At 55.0% G+C, this 13,250-nt stretch carries 15 protein-coding genes; 10 read left to right on the top strand and 5 right to left on the bottom strand.

The genetic code is table 11. The annotated features are described in order from the left end of the window. Positions 1 to 11 precede the first annotated feature (11 nt). Together folX and yfcG are read right to left on the bottom strand one after the other, a co-directional pair. Positions 12 to 380, bottom strand: coding sequence for a dihydroneopterin triphosphate 2'-epimerase (gene folX / locus HWQ15_RS00965; protein WP_003861432.1), 369 nt, complete (start codon positions 378 to 380; stop codon positions 12 to 14). Positions 381 to 455: 75 nt separating this feature from the next. Next, positions 456 to 1,085 carry a GSH-dependent disulfide bond oxidoreductase gene (gene yfcG, locus HWQ15_RS00960; protein ID WP_022648841.1) on the bottom strand — a complete coding sequence of 210 codons (630 nt, stop codon included), beginning with the start codon at positions 1,083 to 1,085 and terminating at the stop codon, positions 456 to 458. A gap of 140 nt (positions 1,086 to 1,225) precedes the next feature. Between yfcG and yfcF the strand changes: the two genes are divergently transcribed. From yfcF to yfcD, 3 genes are read left to right on the top strand one after another with little or no spacing between them, the layout of a single operon-like run. Further along, positions 1,226 to 1,870: a glutathione transferase gene (yfcF, locus tag HWQ15_RS00955; RefSeq protein ID WP_023300634.1), complete on the top strand. Its 645-nt coding sequence runs from the start codon at positions 1,226 to 1,228 to the stop codon at positions 1,868 to 1,870. Positions 1,871 to 1,926: 56 nt separating this feature from the next. Further along, the gene (gene yfcE, locus HWQ15_RS00950) at positions 1,927 to 2,478 is read left to right on the top strand and encodes a phosphodiesterase (RefSeq protein WP_063215892.1); all 552 of its coding nucleotides are present in this window, start codon (positions 1,927 to 1,929) and stop codon (positions 2,476 to 2,478) included. Between the two features lie 55 nt (positions 2,479 to 2,533). Beyond that, positions 2,534 to 3,100, top strand: a complete 567-nt coding sequence (gene yfcD, locus HWQ15_RS00945) for an NUDIX hydrolase YfcD (RefSeq protein ID WP_006811396.1) — start codon at positions 2,534 to 2,536, stop codon at positions 3,098 to 3,100. Between the two features lie 3 nt (positions 3,101 to 3,103). On the opposite strand, the gene HWQ15_RS00940 is transcribed toward yfcD, so the two are convergent. Further along, positions 3,104 to 4,123, bottom strand: coding sequence for a LacI family DNA-binding transcriptional regulator (locus tag HWQ15_RS00940; RefSeq protein ID WP_003861441.1), 1,020 nt, complete (start codon positions 4,121 to 4,123; stop codon positions 3,104 to 3,106). 236 nt (positions 4,124 to 4,359) lie between these two features. Here HWQ15_RS00940 and HWQ15_RS00935 point away from each other — a divergent pair, with 236 nt between their 5' ends. From HWQ15_RS00935 to HWQ15_RS00915, 5 genes are all read left to right on the top strand, one after another. Next, positions 4,360 to 4,803: a PTS sugar transporter subunit IIA gene (locus HWQ15_RS00935; protein ID WP_022648839.1), complete on the top strand. Its 444-nt coding sequence runs from the start codon at positions 4,360 to 4,362 to the stop codon at positions 4,801 to 4,803. A gap of 79 nt (positions 4,804 to 4,882) precedes the next feature. Continuing rightward, positions 4,883 to 5,155 (top strand): PTS sugar transporter subunit IIB, encoded by a 273-nt coding sequence (locus HWQ15_RS00930; protein ID WP_003861447.1) that lies wholly within the window; start codon positions 4,883 to 4,885, stop codon positions 5,153 to 5,155. 21 nt (positions 5,156 to 5,176) lie between these two features. Then, on the top strand, positions 5,177 to 6,568 hold the full coding sequence (locus tag HWQ15_RS00925) for a PTS ascorbate transporter subunit IIC (protein ID WP_063149104.1): 1,392 nt from the start codon (positions 5,177 to 5,179) through the stop codon (positions 6,566 to 6,568). Then, positions 6,565 to 7,395: a transketolase gene (locus tag HWQ15_RS00920; protein WP_063149103.1), complete on the top strand. Its 831-nt coding sequence runs from the start codon at positions 6,565 to 6,567 to the stop codon at positions 7,393 to 7,395. The genes HWQ15_RS00925 and HWQ15_RS00920 overlap by 4 nt, the downstream gene beginning before the upstream one ends. Next, complete coding sequence (locus HWQ15_RS00915; protein ID WP_063149102.1) at positions 7,388 to 8,341, top strand: transketolase family protein; 954 nt, start codon at positions 7,388 to 7,390, stop codon at positions 8,339 to 8,341. Before HWQ15_RS00920 ends, HWQ15_RS00915 begins: the two co-directional genes overlap by 8 nt. A gap of 109 nt (positions 8,342 to 8,450) precedes the next feature. On the opposite strand, the gene pta is transcribed toward HWQ15_RS00915, so the two are convergent. Both pta and ackA read right to left on the bottom strand, forming a co-directional pair. After that, entirely contained in the window at positions 8,451 to 10,592 is a 2,142-nt protein-coding gene (gene pta / locus HWQ15_RS00910; RefSeq protein ID WP_022648836.1) for a phosphate acetyltransferase, read from the bottom strand. A 75-nt stretch (positions 10,593 to 10,667) separates the two neighbouring features. Beyond that, positions 10,668 to 11,870 carry an acetate kinase gene (gene ackA / locus HWQ15_RS00905; protein ID WP_022648835.1) on the bottom strand — a complete coding sequence of 401 codons (1,203 nt, stop codon included), beginning with the start codon at positions 11,868 to 11,870 and terminating at the stop codon, positions 10,668 to 10,670. 335 nt (positions 11,871 to 12,205) lie between these two features. Here ackA and yfbV point away from each other — a divergent pair, with 335 nt between their 5' ends. Further along, a complete protein-coding gene (yfbV, locus tag HWQ15_RS00900; RefSeq protein WP_003861459.1) occupies positions 12,206 to 12,661 on the top strand; it encodes a terminus macrodomain insulation protein YfbV in 456 nt (151 codons plus the stop codon). 92 nt (positions 12,662 to 12,753) lie between these two features. Next, the gene (locus tag HWQ15_RS00895) at positions 12,754 to 13,248 is read left to right on the top strand and encodes a YfbU family protein (protein ID WP_008502874.1); all 495 of its coding nucleotides are present in this window, start codon (positions 12,754 to 12,756) and stop codon (positions 13,246 to 13,248) included. Positions 13,249 to 13,250 lie beyond the last annotated feature (2 nt).

The raw sequence follows: 13,250 nt of genomic DNA, 5'->3' as shown, positions 1-13,250 counted from the left end.
AACCTCCAGGTTTACGCCTGGCGCTGCCAGCTTAACGTCATGGAGACGGAGTCGGCGTAGCGCAGGGCGTGAAGTTTATCGATCTCCACTTCAGCATAAGTGACCCAGTGGTGTTCGCGTGCGATGTCGAGCACATCCTGAGTTAATTTTTCCAGTAGCGCAAAACGGTTGTTCTCAACGTACTGGATGATGCTTTTGGTGATCGTGCGATAGTTCAGCGCGTCATTGATGTCTTCGCTGGCGCGCGCCTTGTCTGCCGGGTAATGGATCACGACATTCACCACGATATCCTGGCGATTCGCGATCTCCTCCTCTTTGATACCAATGAATGTGCGTAAGCGTAGGTTTTTTATACGAATAATAGCGTCATGCTGGGACATTGCAGGTCTTCTCCGTGTCAGTATTTTTACCTCATCATACATGAGGAGAACACCTGCACCCAACGGGGCACAGGCTCAAATCTGATGGATTTTTTGCATGGCGCGTTCGGTTGCCGGGCGGGTCCGGATGCGCTCAAACCAGTTGTTCACCGCCGGATAAGTGGCCAGGTCGATCCGGTGGCGTTCATGGGTGTTGATCCACGGCCAGCAGGCGATATCTGCGATGCTGTAATGCTCACCTCCCAGCCATGGTGATTTTTCCAGCCGACGGTTCAGTACCCCGTACAGGCGCTGGGTTTCGACCTGATATCGCTCAATGGCGTAAGGGATCGTCTGCGGCGCATAGGCGGTAAAGTGATGATTCTGCCCCAGCATCGGCCCCAGGCCGCTCGACTGCCAGAATAACCATTGCAGCGTGTGATGACGCTCGCGCAACTCCCCGCTCAGGAGCTTGCCGGTTTTCTCTGCCAAATAAAGCAAAATCTCTCCGGACTCAAACAGGCTTAACGGTTTGCCCCCGTCAGAAGGCAGGTTATCAATGATGGCCGGAATTTTATTGTTGGGCGAGATGGCCAGAAAAACGGGGCGGAACTGATCGCCTTTGCTGATATCCACGCGAATGATCCGGTAGTCCAGTTCGGCTTCTTCAAGAAAGAGGGTGATCTTATGGCCATTAGGGGTGGGGGCATAATAGAGATCTATCATTCTCAACTCCTGTCAGTGCGAATAGTGTTGCCATGAAAAATCAGTATAGGTGCTTGTTGTAAATCGTGAGTTTTCATCAAGTGACAGCGAGGCAAAGAGATTATATGTTGAGTGAAAACCGATCAGCCGATGAGGATGTTATGAGCCAGCCTGTAATAACGTTGTGGTCCGATGCGAACTTTTTTTCTCCTTATGTCATGAGCGTTTATGTGGCGCTGGCAGAAAAGGGGCTAACTTTTAGTCTGAAAACCGTTGACCTGGACAGCGGCGAACATCTAAAGCCTCAGTGGCAGGGCTACGCGCTCACCCGCCGTGTCCCTGTGCTGGAGATTGACGGTTTTGAGTTGAGTGAATCCTCAGCGATTGACGAGTACCTTGAAGACCGCTTTGCCCCACCAGAGTGGGAACGCATCTATCCTCACGATCTGCAAAAGCGCGCCCGCGCCCGCCAGATCCAGGCGTGGCTGCGTAGCGACCTGGTGCCGATTCGCACAGAACGCTCCACGGACGTGGTGTTCGCTGGCGTCAAAAAGCCCGCCCTCAGCGAGGAAGGCTTATCCAGCGCCCGGAAGCTGATTGATACCGCGTCATCGCTGCTGTCACAGGGTAACCCAAACCTGTTTGGCGAGTGGTGTATTGCCGACACCGATCTGGCGCTGATGCTCAATCGCCTTATCCTCAACGGCGATGACGTCCCACAGCTACTGGTGGATTACGCCACATTCCAGTGGCAACGCGCGTCGGTACAGCGCTATCTGGCACTCTCTGCTAAGCGCGCGGGCTGATAAGACGGGGCGCTTGAGGTATGATAGGGGCAGTCTGAATTCCCGAGGAGTAACTGATGAAACTGATGTTTGCGTCGGATATTCATGGATCGCTGCCCGCGACCGAACGCGTGTTATCTCTGTTTGCCCAAAGCGGGGCGCAATGGCTGGTGATCCTGGGCGATGTGTTAAACTACGGCCCACGCAATGCGTTGCCGGAAGGGTATGCTCCCGCGCAGGTGGCGGAAAAACTTAATCATTTTGCCTCGCGCATTATCGCCGTTCGCGGCAACTGCGACAGCGAAGTTGACCAGATGCTGCTGCAATTTCCCATCACCGCTCCCTGGCAACAGGTGTTGATGGAAAACAGCCGTTTGTTCCTGACCCACGGGCACCTGTTCGGCCCGGATAACCTGCCGTCACTCGCCGCTGGCGATGTCCTGGTTTATGGTCATACTCATATTCCGGTGGCGGAAAAACGCGGGGCGTTTTACCACTTTAACCCCGGGTCTGTCAGCATTCCTAAAGGCGGTAACCCGGCAAGCTACGGCATGTATGAAGACGGGACATTAAGCGTTATCGCACTTAATGATCAGCAAGTTATTGCGCAGATAGCGATTAATCCGTAAGTTACACCACAACTGCAAACGCGCCGAAAGAGCGCTTAGACGAGAAGGTTTCCCGATGGTGGAGCAGAATCATTTGGCAAGTACTGAGTGGGTTGACATTGTCAGCGAAGAGAATGAAGTGATCGCGCAGGCCAGCCGCGAACAAATGCGTGCGGAGCGTCTGCGTCACCGCGCGACTTACATCGTTGTTCATGACGGCATGGGCAAGATTCTGGTCCAGCGTCGCACTGACACCAAAGATTTTCTTCCTGGTATGCTGGATGCCACAGCGGGTGGCGTCGTGCAGGCCGATGAAGTATTGCTGGATTCCGCGCGTCGTGAAGCGGAAGAAGAGTTAGGTATCGCTGGCGTGCCGTTTGCCGAGCACGGACAGTTTTATTTCGAAGATGAGCATTGTCGCGTCTGGGGCGGGCTGTTTAGCTGCGTTTCCCACGGACCTTTCGCCTTGCAGGAAGAGGAAGTGAGCGAAGTGTGCTGGATGACGCCGGAAGAGATCACCGCGCGTTGCGACGAATTCACGCCGGATTCCCTTAAAGCACTGGCGCTGTGGATGACCCGCAACGCCAAAAACGAATCCGCTAAACCGGAAAATAAGGCGGAAAAAGAGGAAGAGGCTGAGTAAGCCTTAACAGCTTTCCCGCAGACACAGGCTGGACGCGATGGGTTTATGGTCGCGCCAGTCTCCGTCATTCAGACGTTCCAGTAACGCTTTCCCGGCTTCAATCCCAATCTTGCGATGCGGTACTGCCATCGTCGTCAGCGGCGGCTGACAGACGCGGCTGACGTCGCTGTCGCCAAAGCCCACGACCGCTAAATCGTCCGGCACCTTGATGCGCCGACGCTGGCACTCATACAGCGCGCCGCAGGCCAGTTCATCTGATACGCACACCAGCGCATCCAGCTCCGGCCACGCCAGCAGAAACTCCGGCAATTGTGCCGCACCGGTGGAGAAGTTCGGCGGCATGGCGGCATTAATCACTCTGTTTGGCGCCAGGTGGTGGCGCAGCATCGCCTTGTACCAGCCCTGCAAATGCTGCTGAAAAATCCACTGCTCCTGGTTAGCGCACAGCAGGCCGATATTCTGGTAGCCGCGCTGAATCACCATTTCGGTAAGTTCATACATGGCGGCGACGTTATCAATCCCGATATTCATATCAATAGGATCGGCACGCATTGCACCCATTTCCATCACCGGGATAGAGGCGTTTTTTAGCCAGTGTCGCACGGTATCGGAGTGCTCGACGCTGAGCAGTATCGCCGCGGCGATGTTCGAGGCCAGCAGCGTTTCAAGCAGTTTCTCTTCCTGTTCAAGACGATGCTGAGATTCCGCCAGCATAATCTGATATCCGGCTGGCTGGAGCACTTGCTGTAGCCCGGCGAACATCTCGGAACAGCCAGCTTCGGAAAGATTGGGTACAACCATCGCAATCGTCCATGACGATGCCGATGCCAGTGCGCTGGCGGCAAGATTGGGCATGTAACCCAGCTCCTGCACCGCGGCTTCAATTTTTTCACGCAGTTTATCGGAAACCTGTTCGGGCGTGCGGAGGGCACGGGAAACAGTCATCGTGCCTACGCCGGCAAGCTGCGCGACATCCGCGAGCGTTACTTTTCCGGTACTGCGCCGTTTTCGGGTTAAAGACATACATCTTCCTGCTGACAGGACGCGATTTAGTTTCATCCTTCATTTTACGTGACAGGCAGTATACGCCTTAAATCCCTTTTTTTGCTGTGATTTCGCACCAGGATAGCAATTTGATAGCGCTATCACAGTTCTGCATGTTTGTCGTTGGTAGCGCTATCTTTGTGATCGCGATCGCAGTCATTAATTGATGGGTTGAATAGAGTTTGCCCATGTCTGGTCTTTAGCGGGAGTGAAAAATGCTCAAAAAGTGGATATATGATACAACCATCATCCTACAGGATAGCGTTGAAAGCTGGCCCCAGGCGTTGGAACTGTGCGCGAAACCGCTGCTGGATTTGCAGGTCATTGCGCCGGAATATGTCACGGCTATCATTGAGCAGCATCACAGGTTAGGTCCCTACTATGTGCTGGCTCCTGGGCTGGCAATGCCACATGCGCGACCGGAAGAAGGGGCGAAAGGACTTGGCCTGTCATTATTAAAACTGAAACAGGGCGTCTCATTTGGTGCTGGTGAGTTTGACCCCGTCGATGTGATTGTGATGCTGGCGGCGCCGGACAAACATAGCCATATCGAAATGATCTCCGCCTTAGCAGAATTATTTTCCAGCGACGAAGATATGGCTGAATTACATCGGGCGAATACGCTGGAGGAGATAAAAACCGTTATCAATCGCTTCTGATTTAATTATTTAATCCGATTCATTTCAACATTACGCGTCAGCGTGATGGGGCGTACTCTACTCAAAAAAGGGGATAACAATGAAAATTATGGCTATTTGCGGCTCCGGCCTGGGCAGCAGTTTTATGGTCGAAATGAATATTAAAAAGGTGCTCAAAAAACTGGAAATTGAGGCAGAGGTTGAACACTCCGATCTCTCCTCGGCCACGCCGGGCGCGGCGGACCTGTTTGTAATGGCGAAAGACATTGCCGCCAGCGCCAGCGTGCCGGAAAGCCAGCTGGTGGTGATCAACAATATTATCGATATCAACGAACTCGAAGCGCAGCTGCGCGCCTGGTTCGAAAGACAATAATCCTGAAAAGGCGAGGTGGATATGTTTATCCTTGAAACGCTGAATTTCGTTGTTGATATTTTAAAAGTCCCTTCAGTCCTGGTCGGGTTAATTGCCCTGATTGGTCTGGTGGCGCAGAAAAAAGCCTTTTCAGATGTGGTAAAAGGCACAATTAAAACCATTCTCGGCTTTATTGTACTGGGCGGCGGCGCAACCGTGCTGGTGGGCTCTTTAAATCCGCTCGGTGGTATGTTTGAGCACGCCTTTAATATTCAGGGCATTATTCCCAACAATGAAGCTATTGTGTCAATTGCCCTGGAAAAATATGGTGCCTCCACCGCGCTCATTATGGCTTTCGGGATGGTGGCGAATATTATTGTCGCGCGCTTTACCCGCCTGAAGTACATCTTCCTGACCGGGCATCACACCTTCTACATGGCGTGCATGATTGGCGTGATCCTGACGGTCGCAGGCTTCGAAGGGGTAGGGCTGGTCTTCACCGGTTCGTTGATCCTCGGCCTGATTATGGCCTTCTTCCCGGCGATTGCGCAGCGCTATATGAAGCGTATTACCGGCAACGATGATATCGCCTTCGGTCATTTCGGCACGCTGGGCTACGTGCTGTCCGGCTGGATTGGCAGCAAGGTCGGTAAAGGCTCGCGCTCCACCGAAGAGATGAACCTGCCGAAGAACCTCAGCTTCCTGCGCGACAGTTCGATCTCCATCTCACTGACCATGATGATTATCTACCTGATTATGGCGGTGAGCGCCGGGCGTGAGTACGTGGAGGCCACCTTCAGCGGCGGCCAGAACTACCTGGTGTACGCCATCATTATGGCCATCACCTTCGCGGCAGGCGTGTTTATCATCTTGCAGGGCGTGCGCCTGATTCTGGCGGAAATTGTCCCGGCCTTTACCGGCTTCTCGGAAAAACTGGTGCCCAATGCGCGACCTGCGCTGGACTGCCCGGTGGTCTACCCGTATGCGCCAAACGCGGTGCTGATTGGCTTCCTGTTCAGCTTCCTCGGCGGGATTGTAGGCTTGTTCATCTGCGGTCAGTTTAGCTGGGTGCTGATCCTGCCGGGCGTCGTGCCGCATTTCTTCACCGGTGCAACGGCGGGCGTGTTTGGGAACGCCACCGGCGGACGTCGCGGGGCGATGATTGGCGCCTTTGCTAACGGCCTGCTGATCACCTTCCTGCCGGTCCTGCTGCTGCCTGTTCTGGGCGCGATTGGCTTTGCGAATACGACCTTCTCGGACGCCGACTTTGGCGCCGTCGGGATTGTGCTCGGCAACCTGGCGCGCTTCCTGTCGCCGCTTGCCATCACCGGACTGGTTGTTGTGTTGTTTGCGCTGCTGGTGGCCTACAACGTCTTCGCTAAAAACAAACCTGCCAGCGGTAACGCGCAGGAAAACCCCGGAGCCAAATCATGAATGAAAATGAAATAACCGAACTGGCGCGTCAGATCCGCCTTGAGACGCTGAAATCCCTGACGCAGCTGGGTTTTGGTCACTACGGCGGCAGCATGTCAGTCGTTGAAACACTGGCCGTTCTGTACGGCGCGGTAATGAAAATTGACCCGGCCGATCCGGACTGGCCAGAGCGCGATTACTTTGTGCTGTCGAAGGGACATGCGGGCCCGGCGCTGTACAGCACGCTGGCGATTAAGGGCTACTTCCCGATTGAAGAGCTGAGCACGCTAAACCAGAACGGAACGCGTCTGCCAAGCCACCCGGATCGCCTGAAAACACGCGGCGTGGATGCCACCACCGGATCGCTGGGGCAGGGGATCTCCATTGCAGGCGGCATGGCGCTGTCGCACAAGCTGGCAGGAAGGCCAAACCGGGTGTTTTGCATCGTTGGCGACGGGGAGCTGAACGAAGGGCAGTGCTGGGAAGCCTTCCAGTTTATTGCTCACCATCGACTGAACAATCTGACGGTGTTCGTGGACTGGAACAAACAACAGCTCGACGGCGAGCTGGACGAAATCATCAGCGCCTTCGATCTGGAAGGCAAATTCCGGGCCTTTGGTTTTGACGTGGTGACGGTGAAAGGGGACGACATTCCGGCGCTGCTGGAGGTGACCGCGCCGATCCCTGCGACCGATGCGCGTCCGCGGGTGGTGCTCCTCGACAGCATCAAAGGGCAGGGGGTGCCATACCTGGAACAGCTCAGCAACTCGCATCACCTGCGATTAACTGAGGAGAGCAAAGCGGCGCTCAACGAGACGATTCGCCAACTGGAGGCTTCACATGATTAAGGTTGCACCGACAGGACAGAAAGATTCGGTTGAGATGCGTAAGGTCTATGCGGGTTTTGTGGCAAAACAGATTGAGGCCGGGAGCGAGATTATTGCGCTCGAAGCGGATCTGATGAGTTCGATGGCGATGGACGGCGTAGCGCGTGATTATCCACAGCACGTCATCAACTGCGGCATTATGGAGGCTAACGTGATTGGGACGGCCGCCGGGCTGTCGCTCACCGGACGTAAGCCGTTCGTCCATACCTTTACCGCCTTTGCCAGCCGTCGCTGCTTCGACCAGCTGTTTATGTCCCTGGACTACCAGCGCAATAACGTGAAGGTGATTGCCTCGGATGCGGGCGTGACGGCCTGCCACAACGGCGGGACGCATATGTCGTTTGAGGATATGGGCATCGTGCGCGGTCTGGCGCATTCAGTAGTGCTGGAGGTGACCGATGCGGTGATGTTCGAAGATGTGCTGCGTCAGCTTATCGACTTGGAAGGCTTCTACTGGGTGCGGACCATCCGTAAACAGGCGCCGAGCGTCTATGCCCCGGGGTCAACCTTCACCATCGGCAAGGGCAACGTGCTGCGCGAGGGAACCGATATTACCCTGATTGCTAACGGCATTATGGTGGCGGAAGCGCTGGAGGCGGCGCGCCAGCTGGAGCAGGAGGGGGTAAGCGCAGCGGTCATCGACATGTTTACCCTGAAGCCCATCGATCGGATGCTGGTGAAAAATCATGCCGAGAAAACCAGGCGTATTGTGACCTGCGAAAACCACAGCATTCACAACGGGCTGGGGTCGGCGGTGGCGGAAGTGCTGGTGGAAACCTGTCCGGTGCCGATGCGGCGGGTTGGGGTGAAGGAGCGTTACGGTCAGGTAGGCACGCAGGACTTCCTGCAGAAGGAGTATGGCCTGACGGCACATGACATTGTGTCGGCGGCACGAGAGTTGCTGTAATAAAAAAGGCGACCGTTGAATGGTCGCCTTTTTTGCCGGATGGCGCTTCGCTTATCCGGCCTACAAAACCCTGGGCCCGGTAAGCGCTAGCGCCACCGGGCTTTTTAGCTTACTGCTGCTGCGAAGACTGGATCGCCGTCAGCGCGATGGTGTAGACGATATCGTCAACCAGCGCACCACGAGACAGGTCGTTCACAGGCTTGCGCATACCTTGCAGCATTGGCCCGATGGAGATCAGGTCTGCTGAACGCTGTACCGCTTTATAGGTGGTGTTACCGGTGTTCAGATCCGGGAAGATGAACACGGTAGCGCGACCTGCAACCGGCGAGTTAGGCGCTTTAGATTTCGCAACGTCAGCCATTACCGCGGCATCGTACTGGAGCGGGCCGTCGATCATCAGATCCGGACGTTTTTCCTGCGCAATGCGGGTTGCTTCACGGACTTTCTCTACGTCGCTGCCTGCACCAGAAGTACCGGTGGAGTAGGAGAGCATCGCTACGCGCGGTTCGATGCCGAAGGCAGTCGCGGAGTCCGCAGACTGGATAGCGATTTCTGCCAGCTGCTCTGCGGTTGGGTCCGGGTTGATCGCGCAGTCGCCATAAACGTAAACCTGTTCAGGCAGCAGCATGAAGAACACGGAGGAGACCAGAGAGCTGCCCGGTGCGGTTTTGATCAGCTGCAACGGTGGACGGATAGTGTTCGCGGTGGTGTGAACCGCACCGGAAACCAGGCCGTCAACTTCGTCCTGCTCCAGCATCAGCGTACCCAGCACGACGTTGTCTTCCAGCTGCTCGCGCGCAACGGCTTCGGTCATGCCCTTGTTCTTACGCAGCTCAACCAGGCGGGCAACGTAGCTTTCGCGAACCACTTCCGGGTCAACGATCTCAATGCCAGCGCCCAGCTCAACGCCCTGAGACGCCGCAACGCGGTTGATCTCATCCGGGTTACCCAGCAGCACACAGGTCGCGATACCGCGCTCTGCACAGATGGCCGCCGCTTTAACGGTACGTGGTTCGTCACCTTCTGGCAGAACCACGCGTTTGCCCGCTTTACGCGCCAGCTCGGTCAGCTGGTAACGGAAGGCTGGAGGAGACAGACGACGGCTGCGCTCGGACGTCGCCGTCAGGGATTCGATCCAGTCTGCGTTGATGTAGCCCGCAACGTATTCCTGAACTTTCTCGATACGCTCGTGGTCATCAACCGGCACTTCGAGGTTGAAGCTTTGCAGGCTCAGGGAGGTCTGCCAGGTGTTGGTGTTCACCATGAAGACTGGCAGGCCAGTGGCGAACGCACGTTCGCACAGCTTGCTGACGCGCGGGTCCATCTCGTAGGCACCGGTCAGCAGGATCGCACCGATTTCCACGCCGTTCATCGCAGCCAGGCACGCTGCAACCAGCACGTCTGGACGGTCAGCAGAGGTCACCAGCAGGGAACCTGCGCGGAAGTGTTCCAGCATGTGCGGAATGCTGCGCGCGCAGAAGGTCACGGACTTCACGCGGCGGGTGTTGATATCGCCTTCGTTAACGATGGTGGCATTCAGGTGACGCGCCATATCGATTGCACGGGTGGCAATCAGATCGAAGCTCCATGGCACCGCACCCAGCACCGGCAGTGGGCTGGAATCCTGCAGCTTAGCCGGGTCAACTTTGATGACTTTCGCTTTGGAAGAGTCGTCGAAGATTTCGGACAGGTCAGGACGCGTACGGCCCTGCTCATCAACCGGTGCGTTCAGCTTGTTAACAATCACGCCGGTGATGCTGGTGTTTTTCGCACCGCCGAAGCTGCTGCGCGTCAGTTCGATACGCTCTTTCAGCTGCTCTGGGGTGTCCGTGCCCTGAGACATCACGAAAACAATCTCTGCGTTCAGGGTTTTCGCGATTTCAAAGTTCAGAGACTGGGCAAACTGGTGTTTACGGGTCGGGACCAGGCCTTCAACCAGCACCACTTCAGCGTCCTGCGCGTTTGCGTGGTAGTTGGCGATGATCTCTTCCATCAGCACGTCTTTCTGGTTGCTGGAGAGCAGAGATTCAACGTGGCTCATCTTCAGCGGTTCAGCCGCTGGCAGATTGGAGTTCTTACGAACGATGGAGGTGGTCTGGTCTGGCGCATCGCCACCGGCACGTGGCTGGGCGATAGGCTTAAAGACGCTCAGACGAACGCCTTTGCGTTCCATAGCGCGGATCACGCCGAGGCTGACGCTGGTCAGGCCGACGCTGGTTCCGGTAGGGATCAGCATAATAGTACGGGACACGGTTTATCCTCTTTCGTTACCGCCGCGTTGGGCGGGCTACAAAACAGCACCGCCAGCATTGCTGGCGGTGTGGAATCAGGCAGTCAGGCGGCACGCGTCTTGCGCGATGACCAGCTCTTCGTTAGTTGGGATAACGATAGCCGGGCGGGTGCCTTCTTTGTTGATGAAGCCAGACTTGCCGAAGCGGGCAGCCAGGTTACGCTCGTGATCGACTTCGAAGCCCAGTACGCCCAGTTTGCCCAGGGACAGCTCACGTACCATTGCCGCGTTCTCACCGATGCCGCCGGTGAAGATAACCGCGTCCAGACGACCGTCCATCAGCGCGGTGTAAGAACCGATGTACTTCGCCAGACGGTGGCAGTAAACGTCCATTGCACGTTTAGCGTCAGCTTTTTCTGCGTAGTTGTCTTCAACGTAACGGCAGTCGCTGGTGACTTCGGTCAGACCCAGCAGGCCAGACTCTTTGGTCAGCATTTTGTTGATGTCGTCAACGCTCATGCCCAGGGTGTCGTGCAGGTGGAAGATGATCGCCGGGTCGATATCACCGGAACGGGTACCCATCACCAGACCTTCCAGCGGGGTCAGACCCATAGAGGTGTCAACACACTTACCGTTGCGGATAGCAGAAACAGAACCACCGTTGCCCAGGTGGCAGGTGATGATGTTGACTTCTTCAACCGGCTTGTTCAGTACTTTTGCGGCTTCCTGAGTCACATAGAAGTGGCTGGTGCCGTGTGCGCCGTAGCGACGTACGCCGTGCTCTTTGTACAGGCTGTATGGCAGGGCATAGAGGTAAGACTCTTCCGGCATGGTCTGATGGAACGCGGTGTCAAACACGGCCACGTTTTTATCTTTCAGATTCGGGAAGGATTTCAGTGCTTCAGCGATACCGATCAGGTGAGCCGGGTTATGCAGCGGTGCGAAAGACGCAGAGTCTTTGATGCCCTGAATCACAGAGTCGTCGATTACCACGGAGCTGGTGTATTTTTCGCCGCCGTGGACGATACGGTGACCAATCGCAGTCAGCTGAGCAGACAGTTCTGGTTTTTGTGCCAGAATAGTGTTAACGATAAAGTTCAGCGCTTCACTGTGAGCGGCGCCTGCACCTAAAGCCGCTTCTTGTTTGCTGCCGTCCATCTTCCACTTGATACGTGCTTCAGGCAGATGGAAACATTCGGCCAAACCAGAGAGGTACTCATCACCGTTGAGCGCATCGATGATGGCGAATTTCAGTGAAGAGCTACCGCAGTTCAGAACCAGTACTAACTTACTCGACATGGAAGTACCTATAATTGATACGTGGCTAAAAAAACGTCAATGAGTCTAAAGCGTAACGCATGCTGACTCAGACATTTATGATTAACATCATGCCAAACGAACATTCTGGCAGGATGGAAGAAATACCTATGATTTTAAGCCATTTTGAACATTTTTCAGACAATGGCATAATATGCGATAATTTGACGAGTTAACGCTTCTCGTCTACGGCCTATCAGGCTGGCACAGGATACCCGATACGGGGTAGCGATGACAAAATATTTTGAACGTTGTCATAGCCTGTTGTGGTTTTGCACGAAAATTTTAATTTTTATATGTGAAGTTGAGGTACAGCCATGTCAACACCTGAAATCCCGTCCGTGAACTTTTTTAGTCTGTTTCGTCGGGGACAGCATTACGCAAAGACATGGCCGATGGAAAAGCGCCTCGCGCCCATGTTTATTGAAAATCGCACTATTCGCGCCACGCGCTATGCGATTCGCTTTATGCCCCCGATCGCCGTCTTTACTCTTTGCTGGCAAATTGCGCTGGGTGGACAGCTTGGACCTGCCGTCGCGACGGCGCTCTTTGCGTTAAGCCTGCCTATGCAGGGATTGTGGTGGTTAGGTAAACGTTCCGTCACGCCACTTCCGCCTTCTATTTTACACTGGTTTTATGAAGTGCGTGGAAAACTGGAGGAGGCCGGCCAGGCGCTCGCCCCGGTTGAAGGCAAGCCGGATTATCAGGCGCTGGCGGACACCCTCAAGCGCGCGTTTAAACAGCTTGATAAAACATTCCTCGATGACTTGTGATTGATCATCGAAACGACGACCAAAAGAAGGCACAGTAACAATCAGTTACCGTGTCTTTTTTTTACAGTGCAATGCGCTACAGGAGTCGAAAGATGGAAATGACCCATGCTCAACGTCTGATTTTGTCTAACCAGTACAAGATGATGACTATGCTTGATCCCGATAACGCTGCGCGCTACAGCCGCCTGCAAACCATTGTTGAACGTGGTTTTGGCTTGCAGATGCGCGAACTGGATCGCGAATTTGGCGAACTGAAAGAGGAAACCTGCCGTATCGTTATCGACATCATGGAGATGTACCATGCGCTGCATGTGTCCTGGACCAATCTGAAAGACCAGCAGTCCATTGATGAGCGCCGCGTAACGTTCCTGGGCTTTGATGCCGCGACGGAGGCGCGCTATCTGAGCTATGTGCGCTTTATGGTGAACACCGAAGGGCGCTACACTCATTTTGATGCGGGTACGCACGGCTTCAACGCCCAGACCCCAATGTGGGATAAGTATCAACGTATGCTGAGCGCGTGGCACGCCTGTCCGCGTCAGTACCATTTAAGCAGCAACGAAATTCAACAAATCATTAATGCCTGACG

Origin of the sequence: Enterobacter sp. DSM 30060, assembly GCF_013375955.1 — a bacterium.
GTDB classification, from domain to species: Bacteria; Pseudomonadota; Gammaproteobacteria; order Enterobacterales; family Enterobacteriaceae; genus Enterobacter; species Enterobacter intestinihominis.
This window is presented reverse-complemented; position numbering and strand designations above follow the sequence as displayed.